Here is a 21,506-nt window from a genome sequence, read left to right as displayed (position 1 = left end):
TCCGGGCGGACGGTGGGCGCCTACCCTGGACGCGTGGACGATCATGCGACCCGGCTCGCGGCGGCGCTGCCCGGCGTCCTGCGGACCGACCTCACCACCCGGACCGCGTACACCTCCGACGCGTCCCTCTACCGCAGGCTCCCCGCCGCCGTCGCCGAGCCGCGCGACGCCGGCGACCTGGCCGCCGTGCTCGCCCTCGCCGCGGACGAGGGTCTGCCCGTCACTCCGCGCGGCGGCGGCACGTCCATCGCCGGGAACGCGATCGGCACCGGCATCGTCGTGGACGTCTCGCGGCATCTCGACGCCGTCCGTTCCGTGGACCCGGACGCCCGGACGGCGGTGGTGCGCCCCGGCGCCGTCCTGGACGACCTGCGCGCCGCCGCCGGACGCCACGGCCTGACCTTCGGCCCCGACCCGTCGAGCCATTCCCGCTGCACGCTCGGCGGCATGATCGGCAACAACGCCTGCGGATCGCACAGCGTCGCGTGGGGCGTGACGGCGGCCAACGTCGAGTCCGTCCGGCTGATGCTCGCCGACGGCCGCGAACTGCACGCCCGGCGCGGCACGAGCGGGGACCCGCGCGTCGACGCGGAGCTGACCCGGCTGCGCGACGCCCATCTCGGCCCGCTGCGCACCGAACTCGGCCGGTTCAGCCGCCAGGTCGCGGGCTACGGGCTGCACCACCTGCTCCCCGAGAACGGGTTCGACGTCGCGAAGGCGCTGGTCGGCGCGGAAGGGACGCTCGGTTTCGTCACCGAGGCGACCGTCCGGCTCGTCGCGGCCCCGAAGGCGCGGGCGCTCGCGGTGCTCGGCTTCCCGGACGTCTTCGCCGCCGCCGCGTTCGCTCCGGCAGCCGTCCGCGCGGGGGCGCTGACGGTCGAGGGCATGGCGTCCGACCTGCTCACGGCGCTGCGGAACCAGCCGGGCCGCAGCGGAGCGGGCGCGGACCTGCCGCCGGGCGGCGGCTGGCTGTACTGCGAGGCGGGCGGCGACACGCCCGCGGCGGCGCGGGAGGCTGCCGAGGAGATCGCAGAACGCGTCCGCGCGGAGGCGTCCGGCATGACCGCGGTCGTCGTGGACGATCCCGCGCGGATGCGGGCGCTGTGGTGGATCCGCGAGGCGGGCGCCGGCATCGTGACCCGGCTGCCGGACGGCGGCGAGGCATGGCCCGGCTGGGAGGACTCGGCCGTCCCGCCGGACCGGCTCGCCGACTACCTGCGCGACCTGTACGGGCTGATGCGCGAGCACCGGCTGCGGGGCGTCCCGTACGGCCACTTCGGCGAGGGCTGCCTGCACCTGCGGCTCGACTTCCCGCTGACCGACGCGCCGGGCGTCGCGCGGTACCGGGCGTTCATGGAGGCGGCGGCGGACGTCGTCGCGGCGCACGGCGGGACGGTCTCGGGCGAGCACGGCGACGGACGGGCGCGCTCCGAACTCCTGCCGACGATGTACTCGCCGGAACTCCTCAAGGCGTTCGCCGCGTTCAAGCACCTCTTCGACCCGGACGACCGGTTCAACCCGGGCGTCATCACGGCCCCGGAACCGCTCGACGCGGGCCTGCGCCCCGGGCCGGGCCGGGACGCGCTGCCGATCGCGCCGGTGCACGCCCTGACGCGCGACGGCGGCTCGTTCGCGGCGGCCGTGCACCGCTGCGTCGGCGTCGGAGCGTGCCGCGACCTGCGCGCGGGCGCGATGTGCCCGTCGTTCAAGGCGACCCGCGACGAGGTCCACTCCACGCGGGGCCGCGCCCGCGTCCTCGCCGAACTGCTGCGCGGCGAGACGCTGCCGGACGGCTGGCGGTCGGACGAGGCCAAGGACGCGCTCGACCTCTGCCTGTCCTGTAAGGCGTGCGCGACCGACTGCCCGGTCAACGTGGACATGGCGACGTACAAGGCGGAGTTCCTGCACCGGCACTACGCGGGACGCGTCCGTCCGCTCGCGCACTACTCGATGGGCTGGCTGCCGGTCTGGGCGCGGGTCGCGACGGCAGTACCGGGGGCGGGCGCGCTGCTCGCCCGGCGCCCGGTCGCGGCCGTGGCGAAGCGGCTGGCCGGCGTCGAGCCGCGCCGGGAGATGATCCGCTTCGCGCCGCGGACGTTCCGGAGCTGGTTCCGCGGACGTCCGGCGGCCGAAACGGGACGTCCCGTCGTCCTGTGGCCGGACACCTTCACCGACCACATCGAGCCCGGCGTCGGACGCGCGGCCGTCGAGGTCCTGGAGGCGCTCGGCCACCGGGTGCTGGTGCCGCCCGGACGCGTGTGCTGCGGCTTGACCTGGCATTCCACCGGGCAGCTAGGGATGACGCGCCGCGTGCTGCGGCGCACGCTCGACGTCCTCGCTCCGGCGCTGGACGCGGGCCTGCCGATCGTCGGCCTGGAGCCGTCCTGCACGGTGATGCTCCGGGACGAGGCCCGCGAACTGCTCCCGGACGACCCGCGCGCCGCCCTGCTCGGCGGGCTCGTCACGACGCTGGCGGAGGTCGTCGCCGACCACGACGGACCCTGGCCGTTCACCGAGCTGGACGCGTCCGCCGTCGCGCAGGTCCACTGCCACCAGGAGGCGAAGGGCACCTACGCGCCCGACCTGGCCGTGCTCGAACGCCTCGGCGTCCGCCCGGACGTCGTCGGTTCCGGCTGCTGCGGCCTCGCCGGGAACTTCGGCTTCGAGCCCGGGCACTGGGACGTCTCGCAGGCGTGCGCGGACCGGGAGCTGTACCCGAAGGTCCGCGCGGCGGCGGACGGCGCGCTGATCCTCGCCGACGGCTTCTCCTGCCGCACCCAGATCGCGCAGGGAACGCCGCGTCGCGCTCTGCACCTCGCCGAGGTTCTGCGCGGCGCGCTGCCCGATCGGTGAACAATCGCCGGGCCGGACGTCTCCTCGGTCAGATTCCGTCAAGCGCCGGACGGCCGCGAACGCGGCCCGTCAGTATGTGAGCGCGGCCCGTCATCGACGGCGCCACAGCCGCCGGCCGGGAGCCGCCGACGACCCCTCGGCCCCCGGCCGGCTGTATTTCCGGGGACCGCGCGCTCAACCGACGTTGGCCGGACGGAACTGAATACTCACCCGGGGACCGAGCGGCCGGGCGCTCTTGGGGACCGCGTGCTCCCACGTCCGCTGGCAGCTCCCGCCCATCACCAACAGGTCGCCGTGGCCCGGCTCGTAGCGGCGCGCCGGGCCGCCGGACCGGGGACGCAGCAGCAGCGGGCGCGGCGTCCCGAGCGAGACGATCGCGACCATCACGTCCTCGTGGCGGCCCCGGCCGTGCTGGTCGCCGTGCCAGGACACGCTGTCGCGGTGGTCGCGGTAGAGGCACAGCCCGGCCGTGGCGAAGGGCTCGCCCAGCTCGTCGGCGTAGTGCTCGTCCAGCAGCCGCTTCATCTCGGCGAGCGCCGGATCGGGCAGCGCCGCGCCCGCGCGGTAGAAGGCGAGGCGGCGCGGCACCGCGACGACCCGGTCGTACATGCGGCGCCGTTCGTCGCGCCACGGGACGGTCTCCACCAGCCGCTGGAAGAGCGTGTCGGCGCCGCTGATCCACCCCGGACGCAGGTCGATCCAGGCGCCGTCGGTCAGCGGGACGCGCCGCACCGACGACCCCAGAGACCCGACACCGATCTCATCCGCATCCAAAAGCGACGCTTGGAACATAGACCCCAGACTACCCACCGAGTCAAACATGTGTTCGAGTCGGTGCAACCAGGGAAGGGGGCGGGCCCGAGGACGGGGGCGCCCGGCCGACACCCGGTGCCCCACGGGGGAGGGCACCGCGGTGCCGGTGGGACGGGCCATGAACACCTGGTCACGGGCCCGTCCCGTCGATCGAAGATGACGGGGGTGCCCCTGTCAAGATTCCCCCAGGGGACGGAAGCGGACGCGACGCGCGGGGGCGCCCCGAAGCCTTCGCCGCCGGGCATCGTGGGCGGTGCGAGGGTGCCGCGAACGGCCGGTGCGGCGCTGGTCGCAGCGCTTCTCGACGGCGGCGTCCGCGCGTACGGGAACGCGGAGCATCTTCCCGCCCGGATGTCGCCGACGGGGCCGGACCTGGTCACGTCGCCGACCGGGCCCGGCGGAGCTGTGCGGCGACAGGCTCGGGACGGCCGCCGCCCACGCCCGCACGTCCGCCACCATGCCCGCGTACGGCGGGCTCGGGACGGCCGCCGCCTACGCCCGCACGTCCGCCACCATGCCCGCGTCCGCCCTGGCGTACGGCGAGCGGGATGGCCGCCGCCTACGCCCGTACGTCCGCCCCGAGGGAACGCGGCGTCACCGCAGCCACGACGCCGGGTCGCCGCCCGGCTCGGGCGAGCGCGGAAGGCGGACGTCGAACACCGCTCCCGGGCCGTCCGGCGGCGCGGCGACGGCGATCGTCCCGCCGTGCAGACCGACCTGCTGCGCCACGAGCGTCAGGCCGAGACCGGACCCCGGGCTGCCGGGCCGCCGCGCGAACCGGTCGAAGATCGTCCGCCGGGCGGCCTCCGGGACGCCCGGCCCGTGGTCGCGGACGCGCAGCACCAGCCCGTCCGGCGCTTCGGCCAGCGTGACCTCGATCGCCGCGCGGCCGTCCGCGTCGGCGCCGTGGACGGCCGCGTTGTCGATCAGGTTGTCCACGATCATCCGCAGGCCCTCGGGCCAGCCGCGCACCGTCCCGGTGTCCGGAACGTCGACGGTGATCGAAGCGCCGTGATGCCGACGGCGCGCGTCCTCGACCGACGCCTCGACGAGATCGGGCAGGTCGACGGCCGCGACGCTGCGCGGATCCAGCAGCTCCCCGCGCGCGAGCTGCCGCAGCATCGTGATCAGCCGGTCCATCCGGGCGTGCTCGGCGACGAGGTCCGCGACGACCTCGGCCCGCTCGGCGGCGCCGATCCCCGGGTGGTTCACCAGGCCGAGGTTCGTCCCCATGCTGGTCAGCGGCGTGCGCAGCTCGTGGGCGGCGTTGGCGGCGAACGCCCGGGCCGTCTCCAGCGCCGCGCCCGTGCGGCGCACCGCGTCGTCGCCGCGCTCCAGCAGGTCGTTGACGAGCCGCGCCAGCTCGTCCACCTCCACGGTCCCGGACGTGGTCGCGAGCCGCCGCCCCGCGCCGGGCGAGCGGCCGATCGCCCCGGCCTGCCCGCGCAGGACGGTCAACGGACGCACCGCGAACCGCGCCAGCCCGAACCCGGCCAGCGCGCCCACCCCGGCGGCGACGAGCGTGACGACGGCCAAACGCTGGCGCAGCAGCGAGATCCGCGCGCTCACACGGCTCTCCGGCTCGAACACCCACAACCGGCCGACGTTGCCGCGCGCGCCGAGGCCGGTGGCGACGAACCGCCAGCGCCGCCCCCCGGACACGATCGTCGCCGGACCGGCCCCGTCGGGACGGGCGCTCGGCACGGTCCCGACGACCAGCGGCTCGCCGAGCCGCGGCAGCAGGAACACGCCGCCGGAGCCGTCGTCGCGCGCCGCGCCGCTCACCCGCTGCTGCGCGCGCTCGGGCGGCGACAGCGGCGTCCGGCGGGACCGCTGCGCGTACGTCGTCGCGGTCGGGACGAGCCCGTGCAACCGGACGGTGAGCTGCCGGTCCCGTTCCGCCTTCAGGTCGTGCGAGGCGAGCCGCAGGACGAGCAGCCCGGCCAGCAGCACCAGCACCGGTACGAGCACCGCGGTGATGACGGCGAACCGGGTGGTCAGCTTCATGCGCCGGGCTCCCGCAGGACGAACCCGACGCCGCGCACGGTGTGGATCATGCGCGGCGTCCCGTCGGCCTCCAGTTTGCGCCGCAGGTATCCGACGAAGGTGTCCACGGCGTTGCTGGTGACCTCGAAGTCGTAGCCCCACACGCGGTCCAGCAGCACCGAGCGGGACAGGACGATCCCCGCGTTGCGCGCCAGCGTCTCCAGCAGGGAGAACTCGCGGCGGGTCAGCTCGACGGGACGCCCGCCGACCGTCACCCGGCGCGTGTCGGGGTCGAGGACGAGGTCGCCGACGCGGACGAGCCGTCCCGGCGCCGGTCCGGCGCGCCGCAGCAGCGCCCGCAGCCGCAGAGCCAGCTCGGTCAGGTCGAACGGCTTGACCACGTAGTCGTCCGCGCCCGCCGCGAGGCCCGCGACCCGGTCGGCGACCTCGTCCAGCGCCGACAGCATCAGGATCGGGACGTCCACGCCCCGTTCCCGCAGCGTCCGGCAGACCTCGATCCCGGACAGGTCGGGCATCGAGACGTCCAGCACGATCGCCTCGGGCGGCGTCCGCTCGGCGGCGGCCAGCGCGCCGCGCCCGCCGTCCGCGCTCTCCACGCCGAAGCCCTCCAGGGCCAGGCCCCGGCGCAGAGCGCGCAGGATCGCCGGGTCGTCATCGACGGCGAGAATCCGGTACGGCGCGTTCACGACACTCCTGACCTGCGGCGACGACCATCAGGGTGCCACACGGTTCACGGTTGGTCGGCCATCTCGCGTTCGCCCTGCTGCGCGGCGGTTTCGGCGTCGTTCACGGCCTTCTGCAACTCGGGCGGGATCTGGTCCGTCCGCGCGGACGGGCCGTGGCCCGGCGCCGCGCCGGGGCCGCCGCCCGTCCCGCACGCCGCGACCGGCCCGGCCGCGAGCGCGAGGACGACGGCGGCCCGCGCCGCGCGGCGCGCTACTTCTGCGCCGCGCACCACGTCTGCGCCTTCGTCAGGCCCTGCCGGCGCAGCTTGAGGACCGCGAGCCGGTTCTGGCGCAGCCCGATCCGCTGCTCGATCAGCGCGGCGCGCTGCGGGTTCTTGGACCGGGCCTTGTCCTCGCGGGCCTGGAGCCAGCGCACCGATCCCCGCTGGTCCGGCCCGGCCGAGATGCGGCCGGTCAGCTTGTCGACGCGCTTGGAGACCCGGTCGACACGGGCACAGAACTTCGCGACGTTCTTCCCCGTCTTCGGTTTGGCGGTGGGACCGGTGTCGGCGACCGCCACCCCCGTCGTCCCGGTGAGGACGAGCGCGAGCGCGGCGCCCGCCAGCAGCGTCTTGCGTGCCATAGCGAAACCTCCGTTTCGGTCGGAACCGACGCCGACGGTAGAAGGCTTCTTTGGCAGAACTCTGTGGGAGGACGGGTAACGCTCTGACCAAGCCCCCGCTCCGCCGCCGATCAACGGGTACGACCTCGGGAAACACCCGCCGACGAAGGACGGACGATGCCCCGGGGACGCCGTTGATCGCCGCGTTCCTCGCGCTGCTGGCCGCCGCCGCCAACGCGCTGGCCTCGGTGCTGCAGCGCAGGGCCGCGCGGACCGCCCCCGAGGCCCACACGTTCCGCCTGTCGCTGTTCGCCGACCTGCTCCGCGACCCCGGCTGGCTCGGCGGGATCGCGGCGCTCGTCGCCGCGTTCGCGCTCCAGGCGGCGGCGCTGTCGATGGCGGGGCTGACGCTCGTCCAGCCCGTCCTGTCCGCCGAACTGCCGATCACGATGATCCTGCTCGCGGCGGTCGCGCCGTGCGGGCTGCGGGGCGTCCCGTGGACGGGCGTCGGGCTGCTCACGGCCGGGCTCGTCGGGCTGCTCGTCGCCGCGTCGCCGCGCGCGGGCGTCCGCGACCCCGGGACGTGGAGCTGGATCGTCGCGTGCGTGATCTGCGTCGGCGGCGTCGCGCTCCTGGTCGTCGCGGCGCTCGTGGCCCGGGGCGCGGTGCGCGGCGTCCTGTTCGGCGTCGCGTCCTCGGTGAGCTTCGCGCTCACCGCCGCGCTGATGAAGGAGGTCACCGAGCTGTTCGGCGACGGGCTCGCGGCGACGGCCGCGTCCTGGGAGCTGTACGGGATGGCGGCGGCCGGGCTCGCCGCGCTGTTCCTGCTCCAGAACGCCCTGCAGAGCGGATCGCTCGTCGCCGTTCAGCCCGCGCTGACGGTCACCGACCCCGTCGCCAGCATCCTCCTCGGGATCGGCCTGTTCGGCGAGCGCGTCCGCACCGGCCCCTGGGTGGCCGTCGAAGTGCTCGGCGTCCTGCTGATCGCGCTCGGCAGCATCCGGTTGTCACGGTCGCCGGTGCTCCAGGAGCACCACGGCGTCACGCCGACGCAGTGACGACCTGCTCGGCGGCGGGCGCGTCGAACAGGGCATAAGCCCGCGCGACCTGCCGGTCCCGCGTGGACGGGTCGGCCAGGCCGTCCAGGGCGTCCAGCAGTTCGGCGGGGGTCCGCGCGTAGACGCTGACGCCGCTGTCGGCCATCGCGCGCGCCCCGTCCCGCCCGTGGCCGGGGATCGGACGGTAGGAGACCACCGGCAGCCCCCGCGCGAACGCCTCCCGGCAGCTCAGGCCGGCCGCGTTGTCGACGAACGCGTACGCGCCCGCCATCAGGTCCGCGATGTCGTCCCGCCAGCCGAGGACGAGGCCCGCGCCCGCGCCGCGCAATCGCCGGATCAGCCGCTCGTTGCGCCCGCACAGCACCACCGGGAGGTAGCGGCCGGACCGGGCGAGGACCCGCATCGTCTCCGCGACCTCGCCGACGCCCCACGACCCCGCCGACACGAGCACCGGGCGGTCCGCGGACCGGAACTCCGCGACGGGCCGCGCGTCCCGGCGGAACTGCGGGCGCACCAGCGGCGCGCAGCCGGTCGCCGGACGGCCCGTCGCCGCCGTCACCGTCCGCGCGGCGGCCTCGTCCGGGCACAGGTAGCGGTCATTGCCCCGGTGCAGCCACAGCCGGTGGACGGCGAAGTCCGTGACGAGCACGATCGACGCCGCCGGCAGCCGCCCGGACTCGCGCAACCGCCCGGCGACCTGCGCCGCGAGATGGAACGTGGACACGACGGCGTCCGGCGGACGGCCGCGCAGCGCGCGGTCCAGCCGCGCCGCCATCCACACCACGAGCGGCGACACCCGGGGCGGGCCGGACGGGACGAAGAACCTCCGGTACAACGCCCCGTACAGCCACGGCGTCCGCAGGATCATGCCGTGGTAGAAGCGGCGCAGCCCCCGGCCGAGGCGGAGCGGAAGCAGGTCCAGCACGTCCACGACGGCGGCGTCGAACCCGTCCGGCGCGAGCCTGCGGGCCAGCTCGGCGGCGACCTCGTCGTGGCCCGCACCCATTCCGGCCGTGAGAATTAACAGCCGCTTGCCCATGTGCTGGAGCCTTTCTGAGCAGACTTGCCGTATGTCGTCTCTCGTGCGCCCGGCCGGGCTCGGAGCCGCCGCCGCGTTGGCGGCGCACCTGGGCCCGGCGGTCACCTGCCTGCGCTCCGTCCGCCGCTGGACGCCCCGCACGGCCGGGCGCGGTGATCCCGGCCATGTGGCGCTGACCTTCGACGACGGGCCGGACGGCACGTCCACGCCCCGGTTCCTCGACGTCCTCGCCGAGCTGGACTGCCGGGCCACGTTCTTCGTGCTCGGCGACCTGCTGCGCCGCCGTCCCGACCTCGGCCGCCGCATGGTCGCCGAGGGGCACGAGGTCGCCGTGCACGGCTGGCGGCACCAGAACGGGCTGCTCGCGCGGCCGGGCCGCGTCGCCGCCGGCATCGCGCGGACGGTGCGGCTGGTGCGGGACGTCTGCGGCGTCCGGCCCGCCTGGTACCGGCCGCCGCACGGCGCGCTGAGCGGCGAGGGGCTCGCCGCGGCCCGCGCCTGCGGGCTGCGCCCGGTGCTGTGGACGGCCTGGGGACGGGACTGGACGGCCGCGACGACGCCCGGGACCGTCCGCGCGACCCTCGCTCCGGACCTGCGGGGCGGCGCGACGGTGCTGCTGCACGACAGCGACGTCACGTCCGCGCCCGGCGCCTGGCGCGCGACGCTCGGCGCCCTGCCCGGGATCGTCGCGGCGTGCCGGGCGGACGGGCTCGCGGTGGGACCGCTGCGCGACCACGGAATCCACCCCCGGACTCACGGTTTCCCCGACATCCCCATGCTCGGCAGGAACACCGCCCGCTAAGCCCCGGAACGTTCCAAGACCGCGTACGGAACGACGCCCGCCCCCGGTGGGACGGGCGTCGTCCGGCTATCCGGCCTGGGCCAGCGGGACGGGAACCGGCCCCGCGTGGTTGTGGTCGTCCGCCCAGTCGAGCAGGGCGGTACGGCAGGCGTGGTCGAGGTGCCGCAGCCCGGACAGGTCCAGCTCGATCGGCCGGTCGCGCGGCAGCGCCTCCAGCGTGTCGAGCATCTTCGGGAGCCGCAGGAACGTGGCGTTCCCGATGAGGCGGACGTGGATCGGGTCCGTGGAGTCGTCGGTCTCCAGGTGGATGTGGGACGTCTCCCAGGCCGTCTTCACCACGGCCAGCAGGAGCCCGATCAGCACGCCCTCGAACAGGTTGAGCACGACGACCGACACGGCCGTGACCGCGAGGACGATCGCCTCGCCCCGGTGCTCGCGCCACAGCGGGCGCAGCCGCGCGAGCGGGATCAGCTTCCACCCCGCGTGGACGAGGACGCCCGCCAGCGTGGCCAGCGGGATCAGCCCGAGCGCGGCCGGGAACAGCGCGGCGAACAGCAGGAGCCACACGCCGTGCAGGACGCGGGACGCCTTCGTCCGCGCCCCCGCCGCGACGTTCGCCGAGCTGCGCACGATCACCGCCGTCATCGGCAGCGCGCCGAGCGCCCCGCAGACCGCGTTGCCGACGCCCTGGGCGACCAGCTCCTTGTCGTAGTCGGTGCGCGGTCCGTCGTGCATCCGGTCCACGGCCGCCGCGCTGAACAGCGTCTCGGCGGACGCGATCAGCGCGAACGCCAGGATCGTCCCGATCACGCCGACCTCGGCGAGCCCGGACACGTCGTCCAGGCTCGGCGGGTGGATCGCGCCGAACAGTCCCTGGACGTCCAGCGCCTTCACCGGGAGGTCGAACAGGACGGTCACGAGCGTGGCCGCCCCGACCGCGACGAGCGCCCCGGGCACCTGCCGGACGCGCTTGGGCAGCCGGGGCCACAGCGCGAGGACGGCGATCGTCCCGCAGCCCACCGCGAGCGCGGTCAGCGCCGTGCCCGAGCCCACGCTGTCGACGAGCATCTCCGGCAGCCCGAAGATCTTCTCCAGGCCCGAGCCGGGCGCGGTCTTCCCGGCCATCGTGTAGAGCTGGCCGGCGATGATCGTGAGGCCGATCCCGGCGAGCATCCCCTCGACCACGGCGATCGAGATGGCCCGGAACCACCGGCCGAGCCGCAGCGCGCCGAGCACGAGCTGCAGCAGGCCCGCCGCGAGGACGAGCACGCCGAGCGCGGACGCCCCGTACTCCCGGACGGCCTCGAACACCAGCACGGTCAGGCCCGCCGCCGGTCCGCTGACCTGGAGGCTGCTGCCGGGCATCGAGCCGACGACGATCCCGCCGACGATGCCGGTGATCAGTCCGAGTTCGGCGGGCACGCCGGAGGCGACCGCCACCCCGACGCACAGCGGCAGCGCCACGAGGAACACGACGAGCGAAGCGGGGACGTCCCGGCGCAGCGTCTCCGCGTTCATCCGGCCGATCACAGCGGGAGGAAGGCGTCGGCGTCCGGGCGGTGAGCCAGGACGGAACCGGTGTGGACCTCGTAGTACCAGGCGTGCAGGCCGATGGCGCCGTCGCCCTGCCGCCGCCGGATGCTCGGGTAGGCGCGGAGCCGGTCGAGCTGCCGCAGCACGTGCTGCTGCACAGGACCGGCGTAGTCGCCGCCGGTCTCGGCGGGCGGCGCGGGTCCCTCCGCCGTCGCGCCCGCGAGCCATCCGCGCACGGCGGGGACGGCGGCGAGGTCGTCGCCGCGCGTCATCGCGCCGACCGCCCCGCAGTGGGAGTGGCCGCACACGACGACGTCGGAGACGCCGAGCACCTCGATCGCGAACTCGATCGTCGCGGCCTCGCCGGTGGGGTGCCCGAGCCGGTACTTCGGGACGATGTTGCCCGCGGTGCGCAGCTCGAACAGCTCGCCGGGACGGGCGCCGGTGAACAGGGACGGGATGACCCGCGAATCGGAGCAGGCGATGAACAGCGCCTGCGGTGACTGGCCCTCGGCCAGCCGGTGGAATTCCTCGCCGTTCCGGGCCGCGTGCTCCCGGAACGAGCGTGCGTGGTCGATGAACGTCTGCATGGCGAGATACCTCCAGGGGCGCGCCGCCGGACGGGCGGGGCGCATCGATGGAGCGGAAAACGGGCCGATGGCAGGCGTGTGTCCGCCGGTCACGTCGTCGTGGCGGCGGAGACGCGGTGGTCTGTCAGTTGCGGAAGACCTGGAGCAGTGCGGGTATCGACGCCGTCGCCGACCGGCTCACGGCGTGGAGATGGTCGTGCCGGCGTCGGGGGACGTCCGGGACGCGGCCGAGCGCGCCGAGACCGGGTCCGAGCGCGGGACTGACGTGCGCGCGCGGAAGTCGCAGGTCGGGGAGCAGCGCGGGGACACGGGCGCCGGGATGCCGGGGCGCCTCGTGCGGATGCTGTTCCCGCTCGCAGCAGGACACCTTCTCGGCGGCCTTCTCGTCGGTCGCGGCGCTCGCCGCGACCGTCCGGACGCCGACGTTCTCGTGGTGCGGGAGGGCGGCCAGGATCAGGGTGAAGGCGCCGCACAGGAGCACGGCGACCGCGAATGCGGTGCGCTGGAGCGTACCGAGCCGCGCCACTGCCCGACCGTCCTTTCCTGCTGGGAGCGTGCAGGGTGGATTTTTCCGACGATATGCGCCTTGACTAGCGCATGTTCCCCTTGCCGTTAACTATGCGCGAAATCACATGTTGTCGGCAACTCCTGGTCACGCCAGGTGTCATGGAGTCCTGGACAGGGATTGCTCATCCTACGGATAGGTCCTTGGCCGCGTGCGCCGGTCGACCTAAAACGTGAATGCATTTCATCTAGAAACTTCTCAACAAGTTTCGCGATTCGGTACTTTTTGGTCATTTGACCCGGGTGCGGGGAACGGGTGTCGCGTTCCGTTCGATCCCGCCGGTCGGGTGCCCGGACGCCGTTCTACGCCTCCTGCCAGCCGAAACGCGCTCGGTCTGTCGTTGCGCTCGTCGAAGGGCGTTCGCGACGGCCACTGTGGCGGTTATCACGGCCGACTCGCGTGGCGGCGCGGCGGTTCCGGTCCGCCGACGCGGGGGTCGGGTGGCCGCGTCCGGCCTGCACGAAGCCCCCTCCGGCCGGGGCGGCTGTCCGATAATGGGGAAATGGGATCGCGCCCACTCGCCGTGGCGTCGCTCGCGGCCGGCCTGACCGCGCTGACGGCGTGCGGCGGCTCGCCGCGCCATGGACCGGCGGCCGACCCCGTGACGCTCGCCCCCTCGGCGACGGCGACGGTGTCCGGTCAGCCGACCGGCGGAACGTCCGGGCCGCCGACGGTCGGCCCGTCGCCGCGCGCCTGGACGACGCCGCGCGTGAACACCGGCAGCGGCGCGTCCCTCTCGGACCGGACCCCGGACGCCCAGTGCCGCGTGATCTGGAGCCCCTATCCCGTGCGGATCGAGGGGTTCACGGCCGCGCAGTCGGGCGCGCCCGCGCCGATCACCGACAGCCTCATCTCGGACGACGTGCTGGCCCGGTCCCGGTTCGGAACCGTCACCTACGAGACGGCGCCGAGCTGCACGGGCTCGGTCGGCGAGGGCGTCCAGGCCCACGAGCCCTGCGCGCCGGGCACGGTGATCGGCCCGACGGACGGGTGCGCGGTGACGCCCGCCTACACCGACCGGCCGGAGATCCCGCGGCCCGCGCACTACACGGTGCTGACGACCTGGCGGCTGTCCAAGCTGTGCACGGACGCGTCCGCGCCGTGCTCCGGCCTCGGCGCGACGGCCGACCGTCCGGTGCGCGCGACGTGGGGCACGACGCGGATGTTGAGCGCCTGCGCCACCTGGCAGTCGCTGCCCGAGGCGCCGAACGGGGGCGAGAGCAGTCTCGGCCAGTGCCAGGAGTAGGTCCGGACGGCTGGCGAGGGCGCGCAGGCCCGTCCCCGCCGAGCCCGCTCCCGGGCCGGACTGGACGCAGCGCCTCTCCCTGCTCGGCACGTTCGGCCCGCCGACGTCGCTGGTCGCGGCCGTCCTGATCTGGTATGGCTACGTCGCGACGCTCCAGCGCTTCCGCTACTTCGGCGTCGACCTGCAGCTCACCGACCTCGGGAACCAGACGCTGCTCCTCTACGGCGTGGAGGTGGCCTATCCGGCGGCGGTGCTGCTGTTCCTCACCGTCCTGGCGGCCCTCGGCGGGCACGCGATCGTGCGCGGCGCGGTGCTCCCGGACCGCGTGCGCGCGGCCCGCCGGATCGCGCTGGCGGTGGCGCTCACCGGATTCGCGCTGACCGTCCGGGCCCTGGTCGGCGTCCTGTCCACCGAGGTCGCCGCGCACGAGACCCCCGGCACGACGCCGCTCTGCCTGACGACGGGCGTCCCGGCGCTCGTCTACGCGTTCTGGCTGTTCCGCCAGGCCGGCGACGGCGGCTGGCGATCGCGCCCGGAACTGGCCGGCGTGGAGCGCGGCGGCCGTTACATCGCGTTCGCGGTGGTCGCGATGGGCCTGTTCTGGGCGGCGAACAGCCTCGCGGGCGAAGTCGGCATCGCCCGCGCGTACGACGACGCCCGCGATTTCGCCAAACTCCCCGAGGTCGTCCTCTACACGAAGGACCCATTGATCGACGCGCCTCCCGAAACACTCCACGCCGACTTCGGCAAGGGCGCCGCCTACCGCCACCGCTACCAGAACCTGCGCCTCCTGCTGGCCTCCGGCGGCCGTCTCTTCCTCGTCCCCCTGACCTGGAAACCGAACAGCCGCACCGCACGCATCTCCACTTTCGTCGTCCCCTACGACGGCAACATTCGCCTTCAGCTCATCCCACAGAAGACGGGCTGATCACCGAGCCCGTCACCAGCGCCCATGCTTCTCATCAGCCGAGCGCAGGCAGACGAACATCTGATCCTCAGTGATCCGCCCCTCGTCATAAGCGTCATGACACTCGTCCCGCGTCCCGCCCGGAACGACCGCCCCGCCGACGAGGACCACGACCCCCAGCAACAAGCTCACACAAAACCGCACGATGCTCCCTTACAGCCCCCGACCCTGAACAGCAATCCTAGGGAACGAACGCGCCGGACGTCAGAACAGCACGCCCCGGTACGGATGCGGGCGCTTCCACGTGTCCTCCCACGCTAAAACGGCGGCCTGTCATTCCGGCAGATCTGGGCGGGACTCACGAATCAGTTCCGGATTGTCCGGAATTGCTGCCAGGAACTTCCGGTAGGTCTCGATGGCCTCCTTGAGCTCGGCGAGCGAGTACGCGCCGCGCTCGTGCTCGACCCAGTCGTTCTGGATCTCGATTCCCGCCGCACTGAACTCGACGGTGTAGTTTTCGCTGTCCCACGGCTCGGGCGTGCGCCCCGCCTCGACGTCGGCGATCGTGGCCAGCGCATCCAACTCCACGTGCTTGTTGGTGGCGATGTACGCGAGGATCCAGGCACCGAGGGTCCGGTGCCTCTCGTCCGTCGCATGATAAAGCGGCATCCGGAACTCGGGGTCTAGCGAGAAGGAAATGAAGCCCATTGCGAATTCTCTAGTCAGAAGGTCGGCCAGCCGTGAATGAAGCCGCCTGCGCCGTCATACAAGCCTTGAATGGTCGAACTTTGATACGTTCCTAGCCGCATGTTAGTGCCAGGAACGGGGCGGGCGTGCTGGAAGGTCCGGGGATGGCAGCGTCGACCTGCTATGGCGTCCAGTGGTCCGGAAAGAACGTGCTCACGCGGCCATTACCGTTCTTCGGCTTCCAGTCGGGCGGGTTCGGGCTGTCGTCCCAGAACTCCGACTCGGCCTTGTAGGAGCTCGTCTTCGGATCCTTGACCGCGGTGCCCGGCTTGATGCGCCACCCGCGGAAGTCCTTGCCGCCGGGCCGGTCTTGGTAGCCGGAACCTCTTCGCCTCGGCGAGGGGACGCTGGTCGATGATCGGGTAGGTCTGGGTCACGATTCACTTCCTGAAGGAGGGGCTGCCGCGTCGAGGGCGGCGAGCAGGATCTTCGTGAGGGGGGACGGGCGCTCCCGGCCAGACGACCGCTTGCGCAGCACCACGGGCAGGTCCCGGCGGAGGGCGCTTTGCTCAGTCGGCGAGAGTGCGAGGCGGAGCTGTCCGCCGAGCGCGGCCGCGTTGGCTTCGGCGTCGTCGCTGAGCCGCTCGATGCCGCGCAGTGCCTGCGCGAGCGAACGGAGCGCGCCGCGGCGGGCGGGCGTGTACCGCAGCGCCGCGGCCCAGATTCTGCAGATCGGCGCACGCAGTTCGGGTTTGGCGAGCAGGAGCACCACGACGGCCGGGTTGCCGCCATCGCGCAGCTTTGTGGACAGCACCGCGAGGACCGCCCGCATGGCGAGCCGGTAGCGTCCGGCGGCCCGTCCGGCAGGGCTCAGCTCGTCCAGGCGACGCTGGAGCAGGGTGATGACTTTGACCGCTCTGCCGTCCGCCACGACGAGCGTCGCGAACAGCTCGCCCATGCTCTGCGCGACCCCCTGGCTGATCGGTCCTTCCTGCGCCACAAGCTGCCACAGGCGGCGGGCGGCCTCCTCCGGGTACCGAACGCCGAGCTGTCCGGTGAAGGCGACCGCCCCGGTCCAGCGCTGCGGCCACGAGCCGTGGCCGATCCAGCGCCGCGCGGTCTGCAGAGCCGTCCGGGACAACTCCTGGTCGGTGGACATGAGCGAGAGCACCCAGATTGCCGCCTGCTGGCCCTGCCAGCCGTAGGCGCCCTTCGACCAGGGCAGCAGATAGTCGAGTTCGACCTCCTCGTACGCCTCACGGGCCAGCACTGCCAGCCCGACCGTGAGGTTGAAGCGGACCGTGTCGTCGAGGACGACCTCGTGCACCCACTCGTGGACGGCGAACAAGAAGCGCTCGTCATAGGAGTCCCAGAGTTCCCGCAGAACATGCGGTCGGTAGGAGGGATCCTTGAACCTCAACTGCTTGCCGACCATGCCGTCCTTCATGATCCGGTCGAGCGTCACCAGGCCGTCGCCGCGCACCATGGTGCTCCGCCGGTCCAGGACGACGTCCGCGGCGTCCTTCTCCTCCGGACGGGGGATGTGCTTGTCGAGGATCTCCTCGAACCGCAGCAGGCACATGCCGTGGTCGCGCAGCTGGAGACCGTGCGTCATCGCCAGCACCGTGATCACGCAGATGTCCTTGCGGGAGGGCTTGCCGTCGAACCACTCCGCGACCCGGGCGCGGGCGGCGAATTCGAAGACCTCTCGGACGGCGGTGGCCGGGTCCGTCCCGGCTGCGACGCGCTCGGCGACCCGGGCCACGCTGCCGACCCCCGGCGTGTCCGGCAGTTCTCCGAGTACGGTCTCGACGGTCGCGGATGCAAGACCGTACGCCTCAAGGACGAGCCGGACGTCCGGCCGTTCCCAGCGCAGGTGCCGGACGGCCTCGGCCGCGTTCGTCTCCAACATCTCGGCGGTGATGACGACGAGGAGCCACGCCTTCTGCTCCGTGACGCGCGTCCGGACCCGGCGCCAGACGTCGTCGGTGGTCAGCCGGTCACCCGTCTCATTGACGCCTTCGACGAAGTAGGCGCACTTCTCTTGGTACGGACGGCGCGAGAGTTCCTCCAGGCTCGTGCCGGGCGTCAGTACGAAGACCGGTCCTGAGCCGAGGGAGGCGAGGACCGTCCGCCCGCCATGGCTCTTGCCGCAGCCGGGCGGGCCGTAGACCGCCGCCACTCCGTCCCGGCGGACCGTGGCGACCGCCTCCTCATGCGTCATGGACCGGACCGGGCTGTTCCGAAGGGCGCGGATCTCCGCCTCGCTCATCTGGCCCGTCACGGCGCCCGACGTCATCGCCTCCGGGCTTTCGAGGTTGTTGACCAGGCCGAGTGAGACCGAGCCGCCGATCATATTGATGTAGGTGTAGAGAGCCCCGATCGATTGCCGGGTGAACCGGTGATCGGCGGGGGCCTGCTTCGCTTCGGGCCGGGATTCGTTGCGCCCGTCCTCCGTGTCGTCGTCCTGGCCGTCGCCGTGTGTTGCCTCGTCCGGCGACGGGTCCGGCTCGCCGACGGTGTCGTCGCTGTTCTGGTCTGCGTTCTCGTCGTTCATAAAATGACCAACCGCTGTTGTCGGAACTGTTGAGGAGAGTGGGGCCGGAGTCATCGGCTCCAGTTGTTGACGATTCCGAACTGGCCGACGCCGCCGTCGCTGATGTCGATTCGGTGATATTCGTGGTGGTGGCTTTCCCCGGACCGCGACCGTCGGGGGGACTCGGAACCGGGCGCGTCGGCCTCGGGCACCCCGTCCCCGCCCTCCGGCGTTTCGTCCGCACTCCCCGGCTCCGCGGAGCCGACCCGGACGGCCCCGTCGCGGATCCGATCCCGCACCGCCGTGAGCTTGGGGTCGATGGACGCCTTACCGCGCGGGAAGCGGGCGACGACCTGGTCGTAGACGGAGAGCGCCTCGCCTGGCCGTCCCACGGCCGCGAGCGCGTTCATCAGGTATCTGGCCAGCTCCTGGTCGTCCGGGTGCTCGGCCCGCGCCTGCTGGAGCATGGGAAGGCGCTCCCGCGCCCGGCCGGCTTCCAGCGACCAGCGCTCCAGCTTCAGCCCGGCCAGCCGGCGTTCCTCAACGAGCCCTTGCCGGAACGCCTCGGCCTTGGCTCCGCCCAGGCCGGGCAGCGGCCGCCCGGCGACGAGGTCAAGCGCCTGCTGCACCAGGTCGGCCGCCAGGCCGGGGTCGCGGTCCGCGTGTCCACCCGCCTCGGAGACCAGCGTGCGGAAGCGCAGGAAGTCGACTGCGGATGGGGGGAGTTCGAGCCGATAGCCCTTGGCAACGTGCGTCAGGCTGCCGTCGAACCCGGCCCCGGCCAACACCTTCTTGATGTCCCTGGCCTTGCGTTGAAGATCCGCGTCCGCCCACAGGGGGATCTCCTCCCCGTCCCAGACCCGCTCGACCAGTTCTCCACGGGAGATCCGGCTGCCTTCGGCGATCGCCAGATAAGCGAAGATCGCCTGGTGTTTGCTGGCGCCGATCCGGATCGGCGTTCCACCCCGGCGCAGTTCAATGGTGTTGACGACGTGGACCGTGACGTCCTCCGTCGAAGCCACCAGTTCGGACGACATGTCCCTCCTTCTCCCGGGTACGAGCCCGGACGGAATTTCCTGCGAAAGTACCCGCGAAATTTCTCACGGTATTACCTATGGGTGATTCCAAGCTCATCCCGACGGCGGGCGTTCGGCCCACCGGACAGGGAGTGAAGCAATGCAGACGCCCGAGAACAGAGGACGACCGGTTTTCCGGAAGACGTCGTATTCGAGTTCGAGCAACAACAACTGCGTGGAGGTCGCGGCTGAGCACGGCCGCCTCCTCCTGCGCGACTCCAAGGACCCCGGCGCGGGGGTCGTGGGGCTCGATCTCCCGGCGGCGCGACGCCTTCTCGCGCGGCTGCGCGACTGAGCGACCGGAAGGCGAGCTGGGCGGTGCGCCGCCCCTGTGCGGCCATGGCGCACCGCCCGGCTCGTGCGGCTCTTCAGCACGCGGCCGCCAGTCCGGCGAGGAAGTCCGCCGAGGCGTCCGCGTCGAGTGCGTCGCGCTCGGCCCGCGCGAACGCTCGCCGGTAGGACGCGACCTCCAGGGCGTTCCACTCGAAGTGCTCGCGGTCCAGCAGTTCCAGTTGCACTGCCGCGTCCTCGGCGGAGCCGTCGTCGCCGACCCGTAGGTCGAACACGTGGAAGCTGAAGCGGACCGCCCGGCACGGCTCGGCCGTCAGTGGCCGCACGAGGACGTTCACGCCGGGCAGCCGCGACATCGCGATGAGGTGCTCGTACTGCTCGCGCATCACCGCCGGGCCGCCCACGGGACGGCGCAGTGCCGCCTCGTCGATGAGGCCCGTCATCTCCATTCCCCCGCGACCGAGAACCCGGGCCCGCTCCTGCCGCAGATCCACGAGCTTCTCCAGCCGTGGCCAGGGCTGGTCGCGCCGGGTGCCGATGAGTGCCGCGGTGTAGGCGCGGGTCTGTAGCAGCCCGGGGACGAGCCCGGCGTGGTGGGTGCGGAGGCTGGCGGCGCTGTCCTCCAGGATCAGAAGCGTCTCGCAGTCGGTGTCGATCTCGTCGGAGTACCGGTTCCACCAGCCGCGCGTTCCGTCGAGCAGGGCGAGCGCGGGTGTCGGGTCGGCGCCGTAGAAGCCCACCAGCTCCATGAGGTCGGTGCGCCGGATGGTCGCCAGCCCGGCCTCGAACCGCACCATCCGCGCGGTCGGCCAGCCCAGCACCGCCGCCGCCTCTGCTGTGTTCCGGGCCGCGCTCCCGCGGAGTCGGCCCAGGTGCGTGCCCAGCCTGCGCAACTCGTGGATTCCCATGCAGGTCCCCTAAGGTCTTTGCAAAACGCAATTTGCAGTATGAACGACGGTCCCTCATCCTGGCAAATCCCCCTCTGGCGAGTCCCTTACCTGCGGTGACATCACCTAGCGCCGGGCATGGCGCCCCCGGGACGAAGGCCGGACGGCCGCCCGCAGTCGACGGAGCGGTCCGGGCAGCCAGCAGGCCAGCGCCAGGACGAAGCCCAGCGCCGCGACCTCGCGCCACCCGGCCACGAGGAAGAGGGGAGCGGTCATCGCGAAGAACGTCTCCAGGTCCTGGAGCAAGCCCGATTCGGGAAGTCTGACCGTAGCCGAGGTCGATCGCCTCGTCAGGCGCCTTTGCACGTATCCTCCCCGTGTTGACACCGTGCCCGAGCATGTGATGTCGCACTGCCGGACACTCGCAAGTGCAAGTTGCGGGTGGTAAAATTGATCAACTACTTGACGGGGAAGAGGGTGGGATGACGCGGGGCAGAAGTCCGGTGTTGCAGCGCCGAAGGCTGGCCGCCGAGCTTCAACGCCTGCGCGGCGTGTCCGGCAAGACCCTCGAAGAGGTCGCCGACCACCTTGAATGCTCTCCGGCCAAGGTCAGCCGAATCGAGAACAACCTGGTCGCCGTGCGCATTCAGGATGCCCGCGAACTTCTCGACCTCTACGGAGTGGTGGGCGACCGGCGCGACACGCTCCTCGGCATGGTCCGCGCGGCGCGCAGCAAGGGCTGGTGGGCGCCTTACGGGGACGTCCTCGATGAGAGCACCGAGAACCTGCTGAGCCTCGAGGAGGAGGCCGCGGCGATCCTGGTCTACGACAACAGCGTGGTCAGTCCCCTGCTGCAGACCCCGGAGTACACCCGCTCCTACCTGCGGTCGTGGACGGACCACGACCTCAGCACCGTCGATCGTCGCGCGGAGTTGTTCCAGGAGCGGCAGCGCGTTCTCGTCGGTGCGGACGGCCCGCGGCTCTCCGTCGTCCTGGACGAGGCGGTCCTGCGGCGTCCCGTTGGTGGCGGCGCCGTCATGCGGGAGCAATTGCACGCCCTTGCCGCCGTGGCCGAGCACTCGGGGTGGGATTTGCGGGTGATCCCCTTCGAGGCCGGGCCCTACCAGGCGATGGGATTCCCGTTCCAGATCTTCGAGTTCCGCGCCGATCCGCGAGTCGTCCACACAGAGATGTTCGACGGTGGCCGCGTGCTGGAGACCGCCGAGGAGGTCGGCCGCTACCTCACGGCGTTCGACCAGGTCAGGGCGTCCGCCTGGGAGCCGGGCCGGTCCCGGGACTTCCTGCTGGAGCTGTCGGAAACGTTCTGAT

The 21,506-nt window shown here is 72.8% G+C and carries 21 protein-coding genes; 7 read left to right on the top strand and 14 right to left on the bottom strand.

Annotated elements, in window-relative coordinates; translation table 11 throughout:
* The first annotated feature begins 33 nt into the window (after nt 1–33).
* Entirely contained in the window at nt 34–2,853 is a 2,820-nt protein-coding gene (locus GQ466_RS12625; RefSeq protein ID WP_337193440.1) for an FAD-binding and (Fe-S)-binding domain-containing protein, read from the top strand.
* Nucleotides 2,854–3,027: 174 nt separating this feature from the next.
* Here the strand turns inward: GQ466_RS12625 and GQ466_RS12620 are convergent, their stop codons facing one another.
* The 5 genes from GQ466_RS12620 to GQ466_RS12600 all read right to left on the bottom strand — a co-directional run bounded on the left by GQ466_RS12620 (nt 3,028) and on the right by GQ466_RS12600 (nt 6,981).
* Entirely contained in the window at nt 3,028–3,645 is a 618-nt protein-coding gene (locus tag GQ466_RS12620) for an alpha-ketoglutarate-dependent dioxygenase AlkB (protein ID WP_161103046.1), read from the bottom strand.
* 615 nt (nt 3,646–4,260) lie between these two features.
* Nucleotides 4,261–5,673, bottom strand: a complete 1,413-nt coding sequence (locus tag GQ466_RS12615; protein WP_161103045.1) for a sensor histidine kinase — start codon at nt 5,671–5,673, stop codon at nt 4,261–4,263.
* Entirely contained in the window at nt 5,670–6,359 is a 690-nt protein-coding gene (locus GQ466_RS12610) for a response regulator (protein WP_161103044.1), read from the bottom strand. Before GQ466_RS12610 ends, GQ466_RS12615 begins: the two co-directional genes overlap by 4 nt.
* Nucleotides 6,360–6,403: 44 nt before the next feature.
* On the bottom strand, nt 6,404–6,631 hold the full coding sequence (locus tag GQ466_RS12605; RefSeq protein WP_161103043.1) for a hypothetical protein: 228 nt from the start codon (nt 6,629–6,631) through the stop codon (nt 6,404–6,406).
* On the bottom strand, nt 6,610–6,981 hold the full coding sequence (locus GQ466_RS12600; protein WP_161103042.1) for a hypothetical protein: 372 nt from the start codon (nt 6,979–6,981) through the stop codon (nt 6,610–6,612). Before GQ466_RS12600 ends, GQ466_RS12605 begins: the two co-directional genes overlap by 22 nt.
* Nucleotides 6,982–7,154: 173 nt before the next feature.
* On the opposite strand from GQ466_RS12600, the gene GQ466_RS12595 reads away from it, so the two are divergent.
* Nucleotides 7,155–8,018 carry a DMT family transporter gene (locus GQ466_RS12595; protein ID WP_161103041.1) on the top strand — a complete coding sequence of 288 codons (864 nt, stop codon included), beginning with the start codon at nt 7,155–7,157 and terminating at the stop codon, nt 8,016–8,018.
* Here GQ466_RS12595 and GQ466_RS12590 read toward each other — a convergent pair.
* Complete coding sequence (locus tag GQ466_RS12590; RefSeq protein WP_161103040.1) at nt 8,002–9,057, bottom strand: MGDG synthase family glycosyltransferase; 1,056 nt, start codon at nt 9,055–9,057, stop codon at nt 8,002–8,004. The genes GQ466_RS12595 and GQ466_RS12590 overlap by 17 nt on opposite strands.
* A 31-nt stretch (nt 9,058–9,088) precedes the next feature.
* On the opposite strand from GQ466_RS12590, the gene GQ466_RS12585 reads away from it, so the two are divergent.
* A complete protein-coding gene (locus tag GQ466_RS12585) occupies nt 9,089–9,859 on the top strand; it encodes a polysaccharide deacetylase family protein (protein ID WP_161103039.1) in 771 nt (256 codons plus the stop codon).
* 66 nt (nt 9,860–9,925) lie between these two features.
* Here the strand turns inward: GQ466_RS12585 and GQ466_RS12580 are convergent, their stop codons facing one another.
* From GQ466_RS12580 to GQ466_RS12570, 3 genes are all read right to left on the bottom strand, one after another.
* Nucleotides 9,926–11,377 (bottom strand): SulP family inorganic anion transporter, encoded by a 1,452-nt coding sequence (locus GQ466_RS12580; protein ID WP_161103038.1) that lies wholly within the window; start codon nt 11,375–11,377, stop codon nt 9,926–9,928.
* 8 nt (nt 11,378–11,385) lie between these two features.
* On the bottom strand, nt 11,386–11,982 hold the full coding sequence (locus GQ466_RS12575) for a carbonic anhydrase (protein ID WP_161103037.1): 597 nt from the start codon (nt 11,980–11,982) through the stop codon (nt 11,386–11,388).
* A gap of 124 nt (nt 11,983–12,106) precedes the next feature.
* The gene (locus GQ466_RS12570; protein ID WP_161103036.1) at nt 12,107–12,508 is read right to left on the bottom strand and encodes a hypothetical protein; all 402 of its coding nucleotides are present in this window, start codon (nt 12,506–12,508) and stop codon (nt 12,107–12,109) included.
* Between the two features lie 541 nt (nt 12,509–13,049).
* Between GQ466_RS12570 and GQ466_RS12565 the strand changes: the two genes are divergently transcribed.
* Both GQ466_RS12565 and GQ466_RS12560 read left to right on the top strand, forming a co-directional pair.
* Entirely contained in the window at nt 13,050–13,793 is a 744-nt protein-coding gene (locus GQ466_RS12565) for a hypothetical protein (protein ID WP_161103035.1), read from the top strand.
* Nucleotides 13,794–14,019: 226 nt separating this feature from the next.
* A complete protein-coding gene (locus tag GQ466_RS12560) occupies nt 14,020–14,721 on the top strand; it encodes a hypothetical protein (protein WP_161103034.1) in 702 nt (233 codons plus the stop codon).
* Between the two features lie 312 nt (nt 14,722–15,033).
* Here the strand turns inward: GQ466_RS12560 and GQ466_RS12555 are convergent, their stop codons facing one another.
* The 3 genes from GQ466_RS12555 to GQ466_RS12545 form a co-directional block, all read right to left on the bottom strand.
* Nucleotides 15,034–15,408 (bottom strand): hypothetical protein, encoded by a 375-nt coding sequence (locus tag GQ466_RS12555; RefSeq protein ID WP_202420402.1) that lies wholly within the window; start codon nt 15,406–15,408, stop codon nt 15,034–15,036.
* A 412-nt stretch (nt 15,409–15,820) separates the two neighbouring features.
* On the bottom strand, nt 15,821–17,944 hold the full coding sequence (locus tag GQ466_RS12550; RefSeq protein ID WP_161103033.1) for an ATP-binding protein: 2,124 nt from the start codon (nt 17,942–17,944) through the stop codon (nt 15,821–15,823).
* Nucleotides 17,945–17,994: 50 nt separating this feature from the next.
* Nucleotides 17,995–18,960, bottom strand: coding sequence for an AfsR/SARP family transcriptional regulator (locus tag GQ466_RS12545; RefSeq protein ID WP_161103032.1), 966 nt, complete (start codon nt 18,958–18,960; stop codon nt 17,995–17,997).
* Between the two features lie 139 nt (nt 18,961–19,099).
* On the opposite strand from GQ466_RS12545, the gene GQ466_RS12540 reads away from it, so the two are divergent.
* Complete coding sequence (locus GQ466_RS12540) at nt 19,100–19,294, top strand: DUF397 domain-containing protein (RefSeq protein WP_161103031.1); 195 nt, start codon at nt 19,100–19,102, stop codon at nt 19,292–19,294.
* Nucleotides 19,295–19,367: 73 nt separating this feature from the next.
* On the opposite strand, the gene GQ466_RS12535 is transcribed toward GQ466_RS12540, so the two are convergent.
* Together GQ466_RS12535 and GQ466_RS12530 are read right to left on the bottom strand one after the other, a co-directional pair.
* Nucleotides 19,368–20,198: a DUF5753 domain-containing protein gene (locus GQ466_RS12535; RefSeq protein WP_161103030.1), complete on the bottom strand. Its 831-nt coding sequence runs from the start codon at nt 20,196–20,198 to the stop codon at nt 19,368–19,370.
* 105 nt (nt 20,199–20,303) lie between these two features.
* Nucleotides 20,304–20,453, bottom strand: a complete 150-nt coding sequence (locus GQ466_RS12530; RefSeq protein ID WP_161103029.1) for a hypothetical protein — start codon at nt 20,451–20,453, stop codon at nt 20,304–20,306.
* Between the two features lie 206 nt (nt 20,454–20,659).
* Between GQ466_RS12530 and GQ466_RS12525 the strand changes: the two genes are divergently transcribed.
* Nucleotides 20,660–21,505: a helix-turn-helix domain-containing protein gene (locus GQ466_RS12525; protein ID WP_161103028.1), complete on the top strand. Its 846-nt coding sequence runs from the start codon at nt 20,660–20,662 to the stop codon at nt 21,503–21,505.
* Nucleotide 21,506 lies beyond the last annotated feature (1 nt).

Origin of the sequence: Actinomadura rayongensis, from assembly GCF_009831215.1 — a bacterium.
Taxonomy (GTDB): Bacteria; Actinomycetota; Actinomycetes; order Streptosporangiales; family Streptosporangiaceae; genus Spirillospora; species Spirillospora rayongensis.
Note: the sequence above shows the minus strand (reverse complement) of the source record. Positions and strands in the feature narration are given on the sequence as shown.

Coding starts and splice junctions, on each gene's coding strand:
- GQ466_RS12565 (WP_161103035.1), top strand. CDS start 13,050: ATGGGATCGCGCCCACTCGCCGTGGCGTCGCTCGCGGCCGGCCTGACC.
- GQ466_RS12620 (WP_161103046.1), bottom strand. CDS start 3,645: ATGTTCCAAGCGTCGCTTTTGGATGCGGATGAGATCGGTGTCGGGTCT.
- GQ466_RS12615 (WP_161103045.1), bottom strand. CDS start 5,673: ATGAAGCTGACCACCCGGTTCGCCGTCATCACCGCGGTGCTCGTACCG.
- GQ466_RS12585 (WP_161103039.1), top strand. CDS start 9,089: ATGTCGTCTCTCGTGCGCCCGGCCGGGCTCGGAGCCGCCGCCGCGTTG.
- GQ466_RS12545 (WP_161103032.1), bottom strand. CDS start 18,960: ATGTCGTCCGAACTGGTGGCTTCGACGGAGGACGTCACGGTCCACGTC.
- GQ466_RS12540 (WP_161103031.1), top strand. CDS start 19,100: ATGCAGACGCCCGAGAACAGAGGACGACCGGTTTTCCGGAAGACGTCG.
- GQ466_RS12530 (WP_161103029.1), bottom strand. CDS start 20,453: ATGACCGCTCCCCTCTTCCTCGTGGCCGGGTGGCGCGAGGTCGCGGCG.
- GQ466_RS12555 (WP_202420402.1), bottom strand. CDS start 15,408: ATGGGCTTCATTTCCTTCTCGCTAGACCCCGAGTTCCGGATGCCGCTT.
- GQ466_RS12550 (WP_161103033.1), bottom strand. CDS start 17,944: ATGAACGACGAGAACGCAGACCAGAACAGCGACGACACCGTCGGCGAG.
- GQ466_RS12600 (WP_161103042.1), bottom strand. CDS start 6,981: ATGGCACGCAAGACGCTGCTGGCGGGCGCCGCGCTCGCGCTCGTCCTC.
- GQ466_RS12580 (WP_161103038.1), bottom strand. CDS start 11,377: ATGAACGCGGAGACGCTGCGCCGGGACGTCCCCGCTTCGCTCGTCGTG.
- GQ466_RS12535 (WP_161103030.1), bottom strand. CDS start 20,198: ATGGGAATCCACGAGTTGCGCAGGCTGGGCACGCACCTGGGCCGACTC.
- GQ466_RS12575 (WP_161103037.1), bottom strand. CDS start 11,982: ATGCAGACGTTCATCGACCACGCACGCTCGTTCCGGGAGCACGCGGCC.
- GQ466_RS12525 (WP_161103028.1), top strand. CDS start 20,660: ATGACGCGGGGCAGAAGTCCGGTGTTGCAGCGCCGAAGGCTGGCCGCC.
- GQ466_RS12590 (WP_161103040.1), bottom strand. CDS start 9,057: ATGGGCAAGCGGCTGTTAATTCTCACGGCCGGAATGGGTGCGGGCCAC.